This window comes from Sphingobacterium ginsenosidimutans, assembly GCF_039536865.1.
Taxonomy (GTDB): domain Bacteria; phylum Bacteroidota; class Bacteroidia; order Sphingobacteriales; family Sphingobacteriaceae; genus Sphingobacterium; species Sphingobacterium detergens.
The window spans coordinates 666,220-684,690 of the sequence record NZ_BAAAZK010000007.1; the positions used below are offsets into that span (position 1 = coordinate 666,220).

Annotated in this window: 17 protein-coding genes; 9 read left to right on the forward strand and 8 right to left on the reverse strand. The window is 44.2% G+C overall.

Features of this window, described 5'->3' with window-relative positions; genetic code table 11:
* Window positions 1-14: 14 nt before the first annotated feature.
* Entirely contained in the window at window positions 15-998 is a 984-nt protein-coding gene (locus tag ABFX33_RS15170; RefSeq protein ID WP_346086707.1) for an aldo/keto reductase, read from the reverse strand.
* A 105-nt stretch (window positions 999-1,103) separates the two neighbouring features.
* Here ABFX33_RS15170 and ABFX33_RS15175 point away from each other — a divergent pair, with 105 nt between their 5' ends.
* The 6 genes from ABFX33_RS15175 (at window position 1,104) to ABFX33_RS15200 (ending at window position 8,467) form a co-directional block, all read left to right on the forward strand.
* Window positions 1,104-1,445, forward strand: a complete 342-nt coding sequence (locus ABFX33_RS15175; protein ID WP_346086708.1) for a winged helix-turn-helix transcriptional regulator — start codon at window positions 1,104-1,106, stop codon at window positions 1,443-1,445.
* 247 nt (window positions 1,446-1,692) lie between these two features.
* Window positions 1,693-2,061, forward strand: a complete 369-nt coding sequence (locus ABFX33_RS15180) for a hypothetical protein (RefSeq protein ID WP_346086709.1) — start codon at window positions 1,693-1,695, stop codon at window positions 2,059-2,061.
* Window positions 2,062-2,161: 100 nt separating this feature from the next.
* Window positions 2,162-3,529 (forward strand): TolC family protein, encoded by a 1,368-nt coding sequence (locus ABFX33_RS15185; protein ID WP_346087900.1) that lies wholly within the window; start codon window positions 2,162-2,164, stop codon window positions 3,527-3,529.
* Window positions 3,530-3,535: 6 nt separating this feature from the next.
* A complete protein-coding gene (locus tag ABFX33_RS15190) occupies window positions 3,536-6,709 on the forward strand; it encodes an efflux RND transporter permease subunit (protein ID WP_346086710.1) in 3,174 nt (1,057 codons plus the stop codon).
* 145 nt (window positions 6,710-6,854) lie between these two features.
* Window positions 6,855-7,964, forward strand: coding sequence for an efflux RND transporter periplasmic adaptor subunit (locus ABFX33_RS15195; RefSeq protein WP_346086711.1), 1,110 nt, complete (start codon window positions 6,855-6,857; stop codon window positions 7,962-7,964).
* Between the two features lie 146 nt (window positions 7,965-8,110).
* Window positions 8,111-8,467 carry a YidH family protein gene (locus ABFX33_RS15200; RefSeq protein WP_257090625.1) on the forward strand — a complete coding sequence of 119 codons (357 nt, stop codon included), beginning with the start codon at window positions 8,111-8,113 and terminating at the stop codon, window positions 8,465-8,467.
* A gap of 50 nt (window positions 8,468-8,517) precedes the next feature.
* Here the strand turns inward: ABFX33_RS15200 and ABFX33_RS15205 are convergent, their stop codons facing one another.
* The 3 genes from ABFX33_RS15205 to ABFX33_RS15215 form a co-directional block, all read right to left on the reverse strand.
* On the reverse strand, window positions 8,518-10,002 hold the full coding sequence (locus tag ABFX33_RS15205) for a DHA2 family efflux MFS transporter permease subunit (protein ID WP_346086712.1): 1,485 nt from the start codon (window positions 10,000-10,002) through the stop codon (window positions 8,518-8,520).
* A gap of 76 nt (window positions 10,003-10,078) precedes the next feature.
* Window positions 10,079-10,990, reverse strand: coding sequence for a helix-turn-helix domain-containing protein (locus tag ABFX33_RS15210; RefSeq protein ID WP_346086713.1), 912 nt, complete (start codon window positions 10,988-10,990; stop codon window positions 10,079-10,081).
* A gap of 64 nt (window positions 10,991-11,054) precedes the next feature.
* On the reverse strand, window positions 11,055-11,858 hold the full coding sequence (locus ABFX33_RS15215; protein ID WP_346086714.1) for an SDR family oxidoreductase: 804 nt from the start codon (window positions 11,856-11,858) through the stop codon (window positions 11,055-11,057).
* A gap of 257 nt (window positions 11,859-12,115) precedes the next feature.
* Between ABFX33_RS15215 and ABFX33_RS15220 the strand changes: the two genes are divergently transcribed.
* Entirely contained in the window at window positions 12,116-12,376 is a 261-nt protein-coding gene (locus tag ABFX33_RS15220; protein ID WP_346086715.1) for a hypothetical protein, read from the forward strand.
* A gap of 30 nt (window positions 12,377-12,406) precedes the next feature.
* Here ABFX33_RS15220 and ABFX33_RS15225 read toward each other — a convergent pair whose 3' ends face one another.
* From ABFX33_RS15225 to ABFX33_RS15235, 3 genes are all read right to left on the reverse strand, one after another.
* Window positions 12,407-13,018 carry a flavin reductase family protein gene (locus ABFX33_RS15225; RefSeq protein WP_346086716.1) on the reverse strand — a complete coding sequence of 204 codons (612 nt, stop codon included), beginning with the start codon at window positions 13,016-13,018 and terminating at the stop codon, window positions 12,407-12,409.
* 16 nt (window positions 13,019-13,034) lie between these two features.
* Complete coding sequence (locus ABFX33_RS15230) at window positions 13,035-14,453, reverse strand: SDR family oxidoreductase (protein WP_346086717.1); 1,419 nt, start codon at window positions 14,451-14,453, stop codon at window positions 13,035-13,037.
* Between the two features lie 145 nt (window positions 14,454-14,598).
* Entirely contained in the window at window positions 14,599-14,898 is a 300-nt protein-coding gene (locus tag ABFX33_RS15235) for a hypothetical protein (RefSeq protein ID WP_346086718.1), read from the reverse strand.
* A 168-nt stretch (window positions 14,899-15,066) separates the two neighbouring features.
* On the opposite strand from ABFX33_RS15235, the gene ABFX33_RS15240 reads away from it, so the two are divergent.
* Window positions 15,067-15,705 carry a peroxiredoxin-like family protein gene (locus tag ABFX33_RS15240; protein ID WP_346086719.1) on the forward strand — a complete coding sequence of 213 codons (639 nt, stop codon included), beginning with the start codon at window positions 15,067-15,069 and terminating at the stop codon, window positions 15,703-15,705.
* A gap of 53 nt (window positions 15,706-15,758) precedes the next feature.
* Here the strand turns inward: ABFX33_RS15240 and ABFX33_RS15245 are convergent, their stop codons facing one another.
* A complete protein-coding gene (locus ABFX33_RS15245; protein WP_257090637.1) occupies window positions 15,759-16,463 on the reverse strand; it encodes an NUDIX hydrolase in 705 nt (234 codons plus the stop codon).
* 312 nt (window positions 16,464-16,775) lie between these two features.
* On the opposite strand from ABFX33_RS15245, the gene ABFX33_RS15250 reads away from it, so the two are divergent.
* Window positions 16,776-18,464: a ribulokinase gene (locus ABFX33_RS15250; protein ID WP_346086720.1), complete on the forward strand. Its 1,689-nt coding sequence runs from the start codon at window positions 16,776-16,778 to the stop codon at window positions 18,462-18,464.
* Window positions 18,465-18,471 lie beyond the last annotated feature (7 nt).

Genomic DNA, 18,471 nt, shown 5'->3' on the forward strand with positions numbered 1-18,471 from the left:
CTTTCGTATTTGTATTAGTTTGAATCTTTCAAAAATGAACCACGTACCGTATTCAACAGATCGTGCGGATACCCGAGGCTAATGGAGCTTAAAGCATCTAGTTTGGCCAGCTCCTCAGCTGTCAAATTAATTTCAGTAGCGCTAATACTTTGCTCAAATTGATTGAGATTTCGCGCTCCTAGCAATGGGAATGCCTCTTTTGATAAATTCCATGCAAACGCAATCTGACCGGGAGTTGCTTCATATTTTTCCGCGATTGATATCAGTTCATCAATGACCAGTTTGGTTTTCTCGTCTTCCGTATATTCAGTGTCATTAGAATGACTGATGCGTCCCGCTTCGCCCTTTCTATACTTAGCGGTGAGCAGTCCGCCCGCCAATGGCGAGTACATCATGACTCCTAAACCAAATTCCTTAGCCATCGGGATCAGTTCACGGTCTGCGGTACGTTTCAATAAATTATATTCAATCTGTAAAGCAGTGAGTTTAATTGCTGATGCAATGGCCGACGCCTTCCATGCCGGGAAATTCGTCAGTCCCGCATACAGTATTTTTCCTTCTCTGATCAGATCCTGTAGCCCTATGGCTATTTCTTCCAGCGGAGTTACCCCGTCATCATAATGAGGCATATATATGTCAATGTAATCAGTCTTCAATCTTTTCAGACTTTGTTCAACAGCCTGACGCATGGATTTACGGTTATTTCCAAAATTACTGATTGCAGGGCTGGGGTCGCTGCTTCTGGTATATTTTGAGCAGATAATAAAATTGCTTCGCCGGCCTTGTATAAAATTACCAACGATTTCTTCTGCTTCTCCAAATTGGTAAACATCAGATACGTCGATAAAATTACCACCTGCATCTGCATAAGCTGTTAAAATCTTTTTTGATTCCTCAGGATCGGCTCCGTAGCCTTTTCTTGTTCCAAAATTGGCTGCTCCCAATATTATTTCACTGGCATGCAGTCCTGTTTTTGATCCAAATAACTTGTATTTCATATTTTTATATTTACTTTGTTGCAAAGTTAAGGGCATAAAGTAACCGTGTCAATTACGGATAAATTTATCTATACTCACTTTATACCTTCGTAAAATATATCAGCTATGTACGAAAAAAAGCTTCCGGTCAATTTAGATTGTGGTTTACATCTGTTTTTGCAGGTTGTTCAGGGAAAATGGAAAATAAATCTGCTCTGGGCAATACATTCAGGTATCAAGCGTCCGGGTGAGCTGCAGCGGAAAATCCCCAATGCAACCCGTCGTGTTCTTGATGCGCAGCTTGGCCAGTTGATTGAACACAGATTAATCAATAAAGTCGTCTTTGATCAGCTTCCGCTGAAAGTAGAATATGAACTGACTGGGTTAGGTGAAAGTCTTATACCGGTCATCGAGGTAACGGCCCAATGGGGCGAGGATCACAGAAATGAATTGGAACAGTTTTTTTAAGCCTAGTCATAACCTATAAAGAATCACGGTGGTGTTATCGGCGTGGAAAGTGAGGTAAGATAGGGAGCAACGTTCTGGTTCAAATTGCCCTTGTAGCTTTGTTGGATATCTGAATGGAGCAATGTGATTGCAACATCATGTTTACAAAAGGTTTCGTTACGTCAATGTTACATTCGCCTACTGCGTCATTGTTTATATTTATAGCGTACACAAATCAAAATGCTGTGCTTTAGATATCAAACAACCTATGTTAAGACGAGTTATATTTCAATTTCTCTTACTGATAAGTGCGATGCTGCTGATCGTGAAGCCTTTGATCGGATTTTCACTTTATCATCAGGCAAAAACGCAGGGCGAGAATGAGTTTATCACCGTTATCAAAGCCTTTAGTAAACGAAAACAGGAATACCTGGATTGGGTTGATGTAAAAGATGTTGTCTGTCTGACGCTCTCGCCGCTTCGTCACTTTGTCGCTAAGGTAAAGGAGTTTTTCATTACTCATTTTTTCAATCTATTCTTTCCGAATTCGAGCACGTTTTCGATTGGTAACTTCTTTTCTAAAATAGTATTGCCACTCGAACGGCTATACCTGCGTAATCTTCAGCTGACTTTATGATAAAAAAGCGATTTTAATCGTATTGAGTGGGTCCCAATGGGACTGCAAACATTCATTTATTTTAAAATAAGCTTTTTATATGTTTCAGAAACTTGTCCTTATGGGGCATGTGCTGCTCTGCTGTAGCTTGTTTAGCTATGGACAGGAGAGTCATGTGCCTATCAAACTCAACCAGCTGCTGTCGTCGGTAACGCAGCATGCGCCATCCTTACGCACCGACTATGTCCGTACAAAGGTGCAGCAGGCCCGCGCCGCAGAAGCCAAAAACAACCGTCTGCCGAGCCTACAGCTCTCGTATCAGGCAGACGTCGGCTCCAATAATAATGTGCCGGGGCCTTACTTCGGATTTGGTCTCGTGCCGACCAATAATGGTGGTATACGTCCCAATAATAATTATCAGGCTGTGAGCAGCAATCTTGGCATTGCGGCCTTCCAGTGGGAGGTCTATAATTTTGGTCAATTCAATGCCCAGGATCAGCTCGCGCAGGCGGAGGTGACCGTGGAGAACCGCCGTTTTGAACAGTCGAAGTATGACTTACAGTCCTTCACGATCTATAGTTATCTGCAGTTATTGAAGTTGCATGACCTGATCGGAATTCAGTCGCGCAGTATAGCCCGTAATCAGGAAATACGTCAATCGATCTTTGCGCTGGTCAAAAGTGGAATTCGTGCAGGGGTGGATACCAGCATGGCGGATGCTGAAATATCGCGTAGCCAGCTTGGCCTCATCGAACTGGATAACCAGCAACAGCAACTGCGGATTCAGCTGGCTACTGTGGCGGGTATGTCCCCAGCACAGATTGTGGCGGATACCACTGCAGAAAAGATTCTTTTCGAGCAGGTAAAGAACGCGCCCATTGAACTCGATGGCGGCCGTCAGCATCCTATGATCGCCTACTATAATGCGTTGTTCGACAAGACGAAGATGGAAGAGAAGCTGGTTGCCAACAGTTACCGTCCCAAGCTGTTTCTATCTGGCGCAGTCTGGGGAAGGGCATCCAGTGTACATAGCGATAATAGTTATGGTTCGCTCGCCGATGGCTTTGGGCTGCAACGTGGTAATTACCTTGTTGGTCTAGGGATCAACTACAACCTGTTTGATCTGCGCCGCAAAAAGGTAAAACTCAATACGCAGCGTCTTAGGGTGGACGAGGCTGGTCAAAAGCTACAGGAACAACAGGCCAACATCGCCATGAATATAGCACAGTCGGCCACTGAAGTGGCAACTGCAGAAAGACGTCTGAAGGAAATTCCGCGTCAGACCAAGGCAGCAAATGCCGCCTACCGCCAGAAGTTTTCCTTGTATAAGAATGGGCTAATTGATATCGTGGAGGTCAATGTTGCCCAAAATATGCTTAATCAGGCAGAGCGCGATTACATCACCGCCAAGTATAATTATTATCTGGCATTGTTTCACCAGGTGGTGGCACAGAACAATGTCGATGGCTTTCTTCAACTTTTTAACTAATCACTTATGTCACTAGTCACAGCTGCTTTACGAAGGCCGATTACCACAGTGATCATCACCCTGAGCCTGCTGCTCTTTTCGGTACTCGCTGTACTGAAAATACCGATCGATATATTTCCGCAGCTCAATTCACCGACAATTTACGTCATTGAATCTTACGGCGGGATGTCCCCACAGCAGATGGAAGGTTTTTTCTCCTCCCGGATGCAGGATCAGTTTCTCTATGTCAATGGCATTAAAAATATATCCGCCAAAAATATCCAGGGGCTTACGCTCCTGAAACTTAGTTTTTACGAAAATACCGATATGGCCGAAGCTTCGGCGCAGGTGGCGCTGCAGGTAAACCGTGCCATGAAGTTTTTTCCGCCGGGAGCATTGCCACCGCAGGTGGTCCGTTTTGATGCTTCCTCTTTGCCCGTAGGTCAGTTGGTGCTTTCTTCAAAGACAAGAAGCCTCAAGGAGATTTACGATATGGCGAGCACGCTGGTACGCCCCATGTTCTCTGCTGTACCGGGCCTCTCCGCGCCGCCACCATTTGGCGCCAATTCCAGGACGATCACGGTAAATGTGGACCCCAATAAATTGCGGAGCTACAACCTGACCGCCGATGAGGTGGTGATGGCGTTGTCCAAATTTAACGTGATGTCGCCATCCGGTAACCTGCACCTCAACAATACAATGTATGTAACCACCATCAATTCACTGATCAAGAATGTTACAGATTTTGCTGATATCCCAATTCTGACAAAAAATGGGATCCCGATTTATATCAAAGATGTCGCACGCGTATCGGATGCCTCGGATGTGACGGTAAGTTATGCACTGATCAATGGTCGGCGCTCTGTTTATATTCCTGCCGTTAAGACTTCGGATGCATCCACCTGGGCAGTGGTCAGCAATCTAAAGGCCAAGCTGCCGGAAATCCAGAATCTGCTGCCGGAGGATGTGAAGGTGTCTTATGAATTTGACCAGTCAGTAGCGGTTATGAACTCGGTGCAGAGTCTTTTACACGAAGGTGGGCTCGGCGCTTTGCTTACTGGTCTCATGGTACTCTTGTTTCTGCGCGACTGGCGGAGCAGCCTGATCGTTATCGTCACCATACCGGTATCCATCCTGATCGGCGTCCTGCTGCTGACATTGTTTGGCCAGACCATCAATATCATGACCTTGAGCGGCTTGGCTCTGGCCATCGGTATCCTTGTCGATCAGGCCACGGTAACCATTGAAAGCATACACCAGCATCAGGAACAGGGTACACACAAGCGTAAGGCGATCTACAATGCCTGTCAGGAGATTGCCGTTCCACTACTATTGATTCTGTTCTGTATTTTGGCCGTATTTGCACCTTCCTTTATGATGACGGGGATTCCCCGGGCGATGTTTCTGCCACTTTCGTTATCCATTGGATTGACGATGATCGCTTCGTACTTTATGGCACAGACCTTGGTACCTATTTTATCCAACTGGTTGCTCAAAGAGCATCATATCGGTCATTTCAAGTCGGACTCGCCGGGCTTTTTCGATAAGATCAAAAAGCGTTATCGCTTCAGCCTATATCGCTCCATGCGCCATAAGGGTAAAGTCATCATCGGTTATCTGTTGCTCACGCTGGCGCTTGCGGCAGTGGCATTTGTGTACATCGGCAAGGATATGATGCCCAAAGTCAACAATGGGCAGTTTCAATTACGGATCAAAGAGCCCGATGGAACCCGGCTGGAGCGTACCGAAGAGTCCGTCAAACAGGTGCTGCAGGTAATCGATAGTACGGTCAACCATCAGGTCGCCATCAGTTCGGCCTATGTTGGTCTGGTGCCCAGCAGCTATGGGGTCAGCAACCTCTATGTATTCAATACCGGGACGCATGAAGCCGTGATCCAGGTGAACCTGAATGCGGACTATCACGTCAATATGGATAAACTCAAAGATGTCTTACGGCGTAATATCCATTATAAATTACCCAAATTGCGCCTGAATTTTGAGCCTATTGATATGACCGAAAAGATTATGAGTCAGGGAGCTGCAACGCCGATCGAGGTGCGCATAGCTGGAAAGAAAATGGACGAACTGAAGGTCTACGCGGATCAGGTAGTCAGCTCATTACGGCACATCGACTATCTGCGTGATGTGCAGATCGCGCAACCGCTCAGGCTGCCAACCATTTCTATTTCGATCGACCGGCTCAAAGCCTCCCAGCTTGGTCTACAGATGGATGATATTGCTCGTTCGGTAACGGCCAGCACTTCATCGAGCCGATTTACCCAGAAGATCCAATGGCTTGACGAAAACAATACCTATACCTACCAGGTACAGGTGCAGGTGCCTGAATATGTGATGAATACAATGGACGAGCTACGTGAAATTCCGCTGGTGAAAGGGCAGCTTACACCAACTTTGGGCGATATCGCTACTTTCAATACACAATATTTACCAGGTGAATATGACCGGCAGGGGCCAAGGCGGTATTTGACAGTGATGGCAAATATCCATAAGAAGGACCTGGGGACAGCAACAGCTGACGTGCAACAAGCTATCCGCGAACTTCCGGCTCCACCACGCGGTGTTGTGGTGGAAATGAAAGGGATGTCGACACTATTGCTCGATACCATGGGTAGTCTGCAATTAGGTTTAGCCTGTGCAGTGGTTGTTATATTTCTGCTGCTGGCGGCGAACTACCAAAGTGTGAAGCTTTCGCTGACCGCATTGGTCACTATTCCTGCAGTGATCCTAGGGTCGTTGGCCATGCTATTGCTCACCGGATCTACGCTCAACCTGCAATCGTACATGGGTATGATTATGTCTACTGGGGTCTCCGTAGCCAACGCCATTTTGATCGTATCCAATGCTGAAGCGCTACGGCTGGACTTCCGCAATGCCAGGACTGCTGCCTTGGCCAGCGCGACAACGCGGCTGCGGCCAATCCTGATGACCAGTATGGCGATGATTGCCGGTATGATTCCCATGGCCATGGGAATGGGAGAGACGGGTGAACAGGCCGCGCCCCTGGGGCGGGCCGTTATTGGTGGTCTTTTTGCCTCCACTTTTGCGGCCCTCTTTATTCTGCCGCTCCTGTTTGTGTGGATGAAGGAAAAATCAACGTTCGATTCCGAATCACTGTTGCCAAAGGACGAGCCCGATCATCGAAAGCCGCTGATGGAAAAAGACGCGTATAGTGTAAACTAAAAAACTTAGTGGGCTTTCCGAATCGAAATCCAACAGTAGGAACTGCGATGATAAAGAAAGAATGTACCATTGAACAATATAAGAATCGTATTTAAAGATATAACCGCCAAAGGCAGCATGCATGCCTTAAAGACAAAATTGAGTAATGAATAAGAAAATCAAACGGATGAAAAAAATAGGCTATTTATTATTTTTGACAGGCTTACTTTCCGCTTGCGGTCACACTGAAAAGCCGATTGACCTGACGCCGAAAAATCCGGCTAAGGCCAGTACCTATCAGACAACAGTCATACAAGAGAAAGTCATGTCCAGCAGTGTACGTTTACCCGGTAAGCTCAAACCCTTTAATGAGGTAAATATATATGCCAAAATGAACAGCTTTGTTAAGCATATCTTCGTAGACAGAGGAGCGGTTGTCAAAAAGGGGCAGCTGCTGATGCAGCTGGAGGCACCAGAAATGCTTGCTGCGGTACAGGCCGCACATTCGCGTTTTGTACAGGCACAGGAGACCGCTTCTGCGAGCAAGGATAAATATAAAAGGCTCAAAAATGCCGCACAGGAGGAAGGGGCTGTATCGCCGCTTGATCTGGACAATGCGCTATCAAAGATGAAAGCTGACGAAGCGGTAGCCATGTCGGAAAAAGCGAATGTGGAAGAAGTTGAAATGTTGCAATCTTATCTGAATATCAAAGCGCCTTTTAATGGTGTCATCGTGCAGCGTAACGTTTCTGAAGGAGCACTGGTGGGACCGGGAAAAGGAAATGATCAACCCCTGTTGATCCTGCAGGATCTCAATAAATTACGGTTGGAAGTGCAGATCCCCGAAACCTATGTCGATAAAGTAGACCTCTCGAAAAAGGTCGCTTATCGTTTTAATAACACCCCGAATAAGGTGTTTGAAGGGATGATAGCCCGTTCAGCAAATTCGTTGGGTGCCATGCAGTCCGAAGCGATAGAGGTCGATGTCGCCAACTCAGATAACAAACTCAAACCCGGTTTATACTGTGAGGTCGATATTCCATTGTCTGCCGGAGCCAATTCTTTATTGGTGCCATCCAATAGTATTGTACGTTCGACAGAAAGGCAGTATGTGATTCAGCTCATAGATGGTAAGACACATTTTGTGGACATCAAAGAAGGGGTATCCACGCATGATTCTACCGAAGTTTTTGGTAAGCTGAACAGAAGTGATCAGATCTTGCTGCATGCCAATGACGAAATCAAAGAAGGAGTCAAACTTCCCTTGGATAAGTAGGTATACTGTCCATTTTTTTAGATGAAAGGTCTTTCCGGACCTTTCATTTTCTTCATAGTAATCTATTCAGTCAATTTTTTAAAATCCCTAACTTAGTTATTGAACAAAATTTATTTTTATATGGCAAATAGTATTGTGCAAAAAAAGTGAGTGACCACCTTGCTAACGAAAGGACGTTTTTGGCGTGGATCCGAACAAGCCTCGGCATAATGGGCTTTGGATTTGTGGTTGTTAAGTTTTCGCTCTTTATTCGTCAGATCGAGTTGGTTCTGAAAACCGGAGCAGTCCCACAATCACATCATGGATATTCGGGCGTTGTGGGTGTAACCATTGTGATTATCGGTGCATTGACAGTCATATTGGCCTTCTTTAAGTACCGTAAAACAAATAGGCAAATCGAAGATGAAAATTTTGCTCAGGGCTCCTTCGGGATTACCATTACAGCAGTACTGATTTTTATTATCGGGATTATTTTGAGCTGGTATCTTATAGATAGTTTATAATGTCTTATTGATCCGACCTGAGGAATAGTCCCAAATTTTGTTGATGTAAGCTAAGCGGCTTTCTGGATTTCTTTGCTTGACGGTAGTCCCCTTAAATTACGTCCGTCGCTCGGTTTAATTTTGAAATATTCGATTAAGGATAGCAAGGATAAAGCGGCAATTAACTGCAAGGCCAAGCTAAAATCCCGCATCTGATAAACGCTGTCCTGATAATAACTGCTTGCCAAGTGAAGTGTTACTGCTCCTAAGGCGATCCCCATACCAAGTGCCATTTGTTGTGCGGTGTTATACAATGTATTCGCGTTGCTCATCTGTTCATTTGGTACGTCTGCGTAGGCCAAGGTATTTAAGCTTGTAAATTGGAGCGACCGTGTAAGGCCTGAGAAAAAGAACACAATCGCCACAAGCCAGATCGGAGTTTGTATTGAAAGCAGGGAAAGTCCAGCGGTTACAAGTGTTAAAATAATACCGTTTCCGATTAAGACCTTACGGAAGTCAAATTTTCGTGTGATCCACATGGCTACCGGTTTCATACTCATACTACCCAACATATTGGCCATATAGAGTAGACCTGCATGAAATGGGCTCAGTCCAAAACCCAACTGTAACATAAGGGGCAATATAAAGGGCGCGACATTGATCACCATTCGGGTGATCGAGCCTGAATATACCGTAATCCGGAACGTTTTTACCTTGAGAATACGATAGTCGATCAAAGGATACTTGATACGTTTGGAGTGCCAGACTGCAACTGCCATTAGCGCAAAGCTTGCTGCAATAGCCACAAGTGGTTTTGCATAATTGCCTTTGGCTGCGCTGATCATTTCAGTACCCAGCATGATTCCGGCAAGACCGATACCGCTGATAAAAAAACCGATAATATCAAGCGGCCGGTTATTTTCTGAGTCCATGGCTGGAATAAATTTATTTACTGCCCACAGCGCAAATACGCCGAATGGTATATTGATAAAGAAAATCCAGTGCCAGCTAAAATATGTCGTAAAAAATCCGCCCAGCACGGGGCCGATAATAGGGCCCAATAGCCCAGCCCAGGCAATATAACCGATCGCTTCGACCAGATCTTTCTTTTCGGTATGCTTGAGCACAATGAGACGGCCTACTGGTACCATGAGTGCCCCGGCTGTACCCTGGCAAATACGTGCTATGACAAATGCTGTTAAGTTGGTACTTAGTCCACATGCGATTGAAGAAAGTATGAATCCCATAATTGCCAAATTGAAAACTTTTTTTGCGCCGTAGCGGTCGGCAATCCAGCCGCTGATCGGAATAAATACGGCTAACATGACGGTGTAGGAGGTAATGCCCGCACTGAGCTGTACAACATTACTCTCAAAATCATGTGCCATTTTGGGTAAGGCCGTCGATATCGCCGTGGTGTCAAGCATTTCCATAAGCAGTGTGCCACCTACAATGAGCGATATGATGCGTGATTCTTTCTTCATTCTGCTCTTCTTAAATCCCGTACGGGAGACATTTGCGACAAAAGTAAGCCTATCTAAAAGAAGAAAAGTCATAAAAAGGCAATTAAAAGTAGATTAATCTGGCCATTAAATACAGGAACAGGAAATCGAGTGGATGGCTGAGGAGCGGTCAATTAAAAGATTGTCTGAATACTAGAGGGGAAACATTGGTTTTTTTCTTAAACAACTTATTGAACGATTGTGGATGTTCAAAACCGAGTTGGTAGGCAATTTCTGCAACGGAAAGACTTGTCGCCGTAAGTTTTTCCTTGGCTTCTTCAATTAACTTATCGTGAATATGCTGTTGTGTGTTTTTACCGGTAACTGAACGTAGTAAATCGCTTAAATAACGTGCTGATACATGAAGGCTTTCTGCTAAATGTTCTACAGTCGGAAGCCCTTGTTTTAATGTTTCTTCGCTGTCGAAATAATCATCGAGCAATTTTTCCAATTGTGTCAGCAGCGCATGGTTAACCGCTTTTCGTGTGATAAATTGACGCTCATAGAAACGGTTGCTGTATTGCAAGAGAATTTCAATTTGCGACAAAATAATACCTTGAGTATGTTTGTCGATATGCTGATATTCTCTTTCGATTTTAAGAAAAATCTCTATAATGTCTCTTTCTTCCCGTTCGGAGAGATGTAATGCTTCATTAAGCGCATACGAAAAGAAATTGTAGTTTTTTATTTTGGTGGCTAGTGGGTGTGTATACAAAAAATCAGGGTGAAATAGAAGCATGTAACCTTTTCCGCATTCGACATTCATCTTTCTGATTTCAGCAATCGTCAAAGATTGGATCTGCTTGGGAGCAATAAAATTCATTGTTCCTTTGTCGAAATCGTAATAGTGTTGTCCGTATTTTAATTTTGCAGTAACATCTTTTTTAAGTGAAATACTATAGAAATTCACGTAGAACTGCTCCCAAATGTCGCTTTCATCGGGTTTGATTCCAGATACATCAATGACACTTACCAGTGGATGTAATGGGGCGGGCAAGGACAATTGCCTATGAAATTCGGATATGGAATTGATACTATGCATCCTGTTTTTGTTTTACAAATTTACAAAAAACAACTGCCCGGAGAGACAGTTGCTCTTTTAAAAATTATGCCTCAAATTGTTTTGCGATTTCTTGCCTGAAAGCTTCTTTCCCGATTTGTAGTCGTCTTTCATAGAGCGCATGTGCATCTTCGCCTGCCAGATAACGTATTTGATCTTTATTGTCCGTTGCAGCTTCATACACCACTTGGGCAATTTGCTCGGCCGTGGATGCATTTTGCATCATCAGACCCATTTGTTCGAACAGTTTGTCTTCAATGTCCTGATAGTCGGAAGTTCGGTTCACATCCAAAGAACGGCTAGCAAAATCTGTCGCTATTCCGCCCGGAGCAACTGTTTTGATCGATATTCCAAACTTTTTCAATTCAAAGGACATGCTTTCGCTCCAGCCCTCCAAAGCGAATTTTGTCGCATGATACATGGAATGTAGTGGGAATCCCATAAATCCACCAATTGATGTGGTCGAAATAAATAAACCACTTTTCTGTGCTTTAAAATGGGGAATAAATGCTTGTGTAACGCGCAATACCCCCAACAGATTCGTGTTGATCTGGCGAAGTATTTTTTCGTCACTCAATGTTTCAAACGCTCCCATTAACCCATAACCCGCATTATTGAAAACGACATCAATTTTGCTTAAAGAGATTGCTTTTGCTACAGTTTCTTTGATCTGGGCAGGATCGGTAACATCCAATTTTAATAATGTAATGTTTTCGATCTCGCTAAGTTCGGTTTCATTTTCGGGATTTCGCATGGTTGCGATCACATTCCAACCCGCCTGTTGAAATAGTTTGGCAGTTGCTTTTCCCAGACCGGAAGAAGCTCCTGTAATGAAAATTGTCTTTTGCATCGTGTTATTGTTTGATTCCATACCACAAATGTCTAAAGAAGGCGTAGCGTACTTGTTGCCAAATTGAGCTTGATTGTAGCCAAAATGACCAAATCAAATTGAAAAAAAAGATCATCGACTTTGGCACGATTATTTGTTGATATTCGTTATAAAAAGTATGTGCTGTTAGGCTGGTTTTTCGATCGATTACAATACTTTTTAGTCTATTCGTATTGGCGTAATTGCTGTATTTTAAAATTTTTAGAAAATCTATATTTATGCAAGTCACAATGGAAGGGATAAGCGGGGAACAACACCGTTCGCAGGTGTTCCGCTTAACTTACAAAGGGCAGGATTACCAACTGGTGTTATTGAAAAAGTCTTTATCAAAGCTCGATGCGGAATTGCCGATTTTGCTCGACGGAATTGAGCAGAAACTAGTAAAAAGAGGCGACTACTGGTTTTTTGAAAACAGGCATTCAGATCAGCACTTTGCGACAGAGATTTGGCGCAATTTATCGCTTCGATATCGCCTTTAATGGAAAATGTAAATTCCCGCTAAAGGTTGCCTAAGGCTTCGCATAAGGCAATCTTTCAATTCGAGATGTCGTATGATAACTATCAAGTCCGCTTGAGGTAACTGTCCCGGCTTCTTCGATATCGATATAGCCATCATCTTTTATATAGTTATCGGGCACAAAAGCTGTTTTAATTTGGCCGATGATCAATGTTGTACCATTCAGCTCAAGGGCTGTTTTCTGAACAAAGCTGCAGGCGAATTTTATTTTACTTTCTTGGACAAAAGGGACAGGAATATTTTCCAGATATTCAGGGGTAAGTCCAACCTGTTCAAATTCGCTAACACCTTTTGGATATTTTGCACTACATTGATGCGCCTTATACACAAATTCGGGTGAGATATGATTAATTGTATACCATTTCTGCTCCAAGATATTATCCAACGTACTGCTAAACATTGTCGCTGGCCGAAGTATAATGCCGCAAAGTGCAGGATCTGCGCCCAGGTGGAATAAACTGCTCAACGTGGCTAGATTTTCACTTCCGTCGCTGTTTTTGGTCCCAACCAATACCAAGTTTTTAAATCCACCCAACGAGTTGATAAAATTAGCTCTGTATCTTCTTTCAAATGTAGCAATTGCGTTTTCATTATAAACCATCATTTATCAATTCTTATTTTTAAGGTTTAGCTATTCTGTTTATCATGCCCCTAAATATGAAGCCATGAAAAGGCCATACGGCACACCAATAGAGCCGTCCGGCGATGCCTAAGGGCCTAAAGGTCGCCGTCTGTAGTAGCATATTATCTTCAATCTTAAATTCTAGCCAAGCTTCTCCCGGAAGCTTCATCTCCGCGTACAGCAATAATCTTTTCGTCTTTCTATCGGCGATTAATACGCGCCAAAAATCAAGTGCGTCACCTGCCGCCAGATCGCTTTTATTTTTTCGCCCCCTTCGCATACCCACACCTCCGACCAATTGATCCATGAATCCACGGATTTTCCAGAGCCAATTGCCATAATACCAGCCAGAATTCCCTCCAATAGACCAGATTTTGGTCAATGATGCTTCACTATTCTGAAGCGGAGCCATACGGATATCCTTAAAGCAACCATAACTGGGTACTTCGAGTAGCCTGCTGAGCCCGACCGATAAAATTTTACTGGTCTGTGCGTCTTTCCAGCTGGACACCACATTGTCGCTTTCAATTTTTTGAAAAGCTAATCGGATGGATTGTCTGTAATTTATCAACGTAATACCGAGTCTGTCCGCTAGATTATTCGGTTTACAGATCACTTCTACTTTCATACTATCGACCAGGTTTTTGGCCAGGTTATAGGACGTCGATGTTACAAAATAGAGCCAGTAGGAAGAGAGCCTCGGTGTCATCAACGGAATAATAAAGATGTGTCGCTTGAGTTTTCGTTCAGCAGCATATTGCAGCAACATCTCTTTATAGCTAAGGATATCAGGGCCTCCGATATCATAACTATTGTTAAATGCATGTGGGTTAGCGATCACACCGATCATAAATTCGATCACATTGCGTATGGCGATGGGTTGACATTTTGTCTGCAACCATTTGGGTGTAATCATAACCGGGAGTTTTTCGACAAGATCACGTATGATCTCAAAGGATGCGCTTCCCGAGCCCACAATAATACCAGCGCGTAGGGTAGTGATGGGAATTCGCCCACTACTCAGGATGTTTTCAACGTTTCTTCTCGAGTCGAGATGCTTCGATAAGTGATCTGAATTAATTATTCCACTCAGATAGATGATCTGTTGCGCATTGGTCTTTTCAATACAGTTTTTGAAATTGGTCGCACATTCAGTCTCCATTTGCTGGAAGTCGCCCGACTGTGTAGCCATGGAATGGATCAGGAAATAAACAATATCAATTTCAGATGGGATATTTTTTAGTGTCTTTTGATCGAGGAAGTCAACTTCAACTACTTGAATAGGGGCCGAGATTGCCGATGTATCAAAACGATTTTTATCTCTTACACAGCAAATGATTTCATGACCCTGTTCCAACAGCACAGGCAAAAGACGTTTTCCGATATATCCGGTAACCCCGGTTAAGAGAATTCTCATATCCTGAACTGTTTATTTCAGATAGCAATTATTTGATATACAAATATACCAAAATATAAGGATAATTGTTTCATTTGGTGTAATATTATTCCATTCACACTAAAGATTGGTACAGTTGTTCATTAGGTGTTCTCAAAATATGTTTTTAAATATCGTCGAGCTGGTAATCATTGCGGTTTACGGAAACAATATCGGCGCCCTTGTTTACCAACAGGCGTACGGCCATTGCTGTCATATCGCTGTCTGTTTTTAATTCGATCGAAAGCCCGTTTATAGAAAGATCGCGGAGTCCGGGCAGCGTCTTTAATGCTTCTTCAAAACGTTTTGTACCACCCTGAGCTTGCCCAAGGGTAATGACTGTGCTGCTACCTTTCTGCTGCCGCAGCTTCAGGTCGCTAAAATAATAACGCAAAGATAGCGCTTTAAGTCTGCTAATTGACAACATAAAGCAGACTGATGGCATTCACAGTAAATTCTACTGGACATTTTTTTTCTTTCTTTGCTCTTTTCGCTATTCGCATAAAAGTGACTTTTTTAACCCATAGGGATAATTATATGCGGTATTGTGGATGTAAATTATCTTTTAAAACTTTGCGGAAATAGAAAATAAGATATGAAAAATTTAAAGCAGCAAATTGACGAACTGAACCGGGATTTGGCAGCTCAGCTACCGGCCGCGGTTTTGGAGGTATTCGCACAATCTATTCAGGATTTGAAAGGGAAGAACATCGAAGGGAAAAGTGTCGGCATAAACGCGATATTTCCTGATTTTAGTTTACCAAATACCGCAAATGAAACTGTACAGCTCAAAACACTGCTGAAAAAAGGAAAAGTGGTGCTTGCTTTTTTTCGCGGCAGTTGGTGCCCTTACTGTAATCTCGAGTTAAAAGCATTGCAACATCATCTGAAGCAGCTCACGGACAGGCAGGTAAGCCTTGTCGCCATCTCCCCACAAATGGCCGATTACAGCAAAGAATTAAAAGCCGATCAGCAGTTGGATTTTGACCTATTGACAGACAAAAACAATACCTTGGCCAAACAGCTCGGGATCGACTTCGGACTGCAGGAGGAGGTGATTCCTGTTTATGAAAGTTTGGGGATAAAGCTGCCGGTCTATAATGGGAACGACAGCAATGAATTACCTGTTCCGGCTGTTTTTGTCGTTGACACAGGGGGTAGGATTACCTACAGATTTGCGGATGCCAATTACATGAACCGCTTAAATATCGATGAGCTGCTCGAACAGTTATAAATAAATAGAAAAGGACGCACAGCAGCAGCGGACTTGCCACTGTTTTTCCCGGATTAGTTTTCGGGAAACCAGCTTGGTAAATAGCGCAAAAATGACATGATCTTCTCCTTGTAGATGGCTGTATTCAATTTAAAATAAAAAGCACCTTTCTTGGAGTTTTCCTTATCCTTTTCGTCCAGTTTGATAATGAGGTCGGAGGCGAGCAGCTTACGGCTAAAATTGCGTTTATCAAATTCAATATTGTATACCCCCTCGTATAAAGCGGCAATCTGGGGAATGGTAAATTTCTCCGGCAATAATTCAAACAGAATAGGATAGAGCGCTGCTTTCATCCGCAGGCGATGCTGTGCCGAAGCAATCATCTGATCGTGATCAAAGATTAACGTCGGATAGTTTTGCAATGGAAACCAATTGGCCTCATATTCCTCACTTAAAATATGCGTATATTTTTGCGTATCAATTAACGCAAAATAACAGATACTGACAACTCGGCTGTTGGGCTCACGTTTTGGATCACCAAAGACACTGCATTGCTCCATGTAAACATTTTCCAACCCCGTCAGTTTTTTTAATACCCTGCTGGCAGCTAATTCAGGACTTTCGTCCGGTTGAACAAAACCTCCCATCAAACTCCATTTGTTCCGCTCCGGCTCAAAATCACGTTTTATCAATAATACCTCCAGGGATTCGCCGTTAAATCCAAAGATAATACAGTCTACTGCTAAAAGGATTGCGGAGTCTTCTCTATAATATTCCATTATCTATTGTTTTGTCTCTCTTTTGACTTAATCTATTTTTTTGATAAACCTAAACAGCTGATCAAATGCATCGTACAATGTGCACTCCCGCTTTTGAAAGCTGGAATTACCCCGTACCCATCAGCCTTGGATTTATCTTGTTTCGATGAGATGAAGATAGTTCAATTTTTTAAATATGAAAATTTTCTTTCATATTTAAAAAAATAAATGTTAATTTGACACTAATTAATTTTGGGCCGATTATCCTGCTGGACAAACACCAAAAAGTAAGCTTTAAATCGAATTATAGATTATAAACCAAATTCAGTTAAAATGAGTAAATCATATGTCATCGGGGTGGATTATGGCAGCGATTCTGTCCGTTCAGTCTTGGTTGATGCAAGTTGTGGGGCGGAGATTGCGTCTTCCGTATTTTATTATCCGCGCTGGAAAAGGGGTGAGTTTTGCAATGCCGCCCGCAGCCAGTTCAGACAACATCCCCTGGATTACATCGAAGGCCTGGAGGCCACTGTAAAAGATTGTTTACAAAAATCCGGAATACAAAATATTGGGGAGCTGGTAAAAGCAATTTCGGTGGACACCACGGGTTCCACACCGGTTGCTGTGAACGAAGCGGGTGTGCCGCTGGCATTACTGCCGGAGTTTAAGGACAATCCCAATGCCATGTTCATCCTCTGGAAAGATCATACCGCTGTCAAGGAGGCCAAAGAGATTAATCGGTATACCCAAGGCAACGCTGTTAATTACCTGAAATATGTAGGGGGCATTTATTCCTCGGAGTGGTTCTGGGCCAAATTGCTCCATACCGTTAGAGTAGATCCGCAGGTGCGCCAAGCAACATTTAGCTGGGTGGAACACTGTGATTATATTCCTTTTTTGTTAACAGGTGGAAAACAGGCCAGCGCAATTAAACGAAGCGTTTGCGCTGCTGGGCACAAGTCGCTCTGGGCCGCTGAGTTTGCGGGCTTGCCTCCCAATGATTTCTTCGCGGGTATCGATCCCTTGCTGGATGGCTTTGTCGACCGGCTCTTTTCACAAACCTATACTTCGGATATGCCTGCGGGCAAGCTCTGCCCGGAATGGGCCGAACGTTTGGGTCTTTCGACCTCCGTTGTCGTTGGTGTGGGCGCATTTGATTGCCATATGGGTGCCGTGGGCGGACAGATTGAACCTTATTACCTGAGCAAGGTGATGGGCACATCGACCTGCGATATGCTGGTGGCGCCAAAAGAAGAGCTGGCGGACGTTTTGGTCAAGGGGATCTGTGGGCAGGTGGACGGTTCCATTATCCCTGGAATGATCGGCATGGAGGCCGGGCAGTCTGCCTTTGGTGATGCCTATGCCTGGTTAAAGCAGCTGCTGTTATGGCCGGCTTATAACCTGCTACCGGAGCTGGAGGACCTTAGCGACACGGTGCGCGAAAACATCCTGACGGCAATGGAGGAAAAATTACTGTTGCGATTAAGCGAAAAGGCGGCCGCATTACCGCTTACTGTGGATTCGGAACTGGCGGTAGACTGGCTCAATGGCCGTCGGACGCCGGATGCGGATCAGTCGCTCAAAGCGGCAATCATGGGATTGCAGCTTGGTACGGATGCGCCAGCGGTCTTTCGGGCGATTGCCGAAGCGACCTGCTTTGGGGCCAAAGCCATCGTGGAGCGCTTTGTGGATCAGGGCATCCCGATAAAAGGCTTGATCGGCCTCGGGGGCGTGGCCAAAAAATCGCCTTTTATTATGCAGATGATGGCCAATGTCATGAACATGCCGATTCGTATCCACAAAAGCGAGCAGACCTGTGCGCTTGGTGCCGCCATGTTTGCAGCCACGGCTGCCGGATTGTACGATCGGGTGGAGGATGCCATGCAAGCCATGGGCCAGGGCTTTGAATGCACGTATGAACCTCAGCAGGAATGGCTCTCCATCTACGCCGAACGTTATGAAAAATACAAGGCCCTCGGTGCCTTTGTAGAGCATAGGGTATCAATGCCTGTTACTGTTTAATCACAAA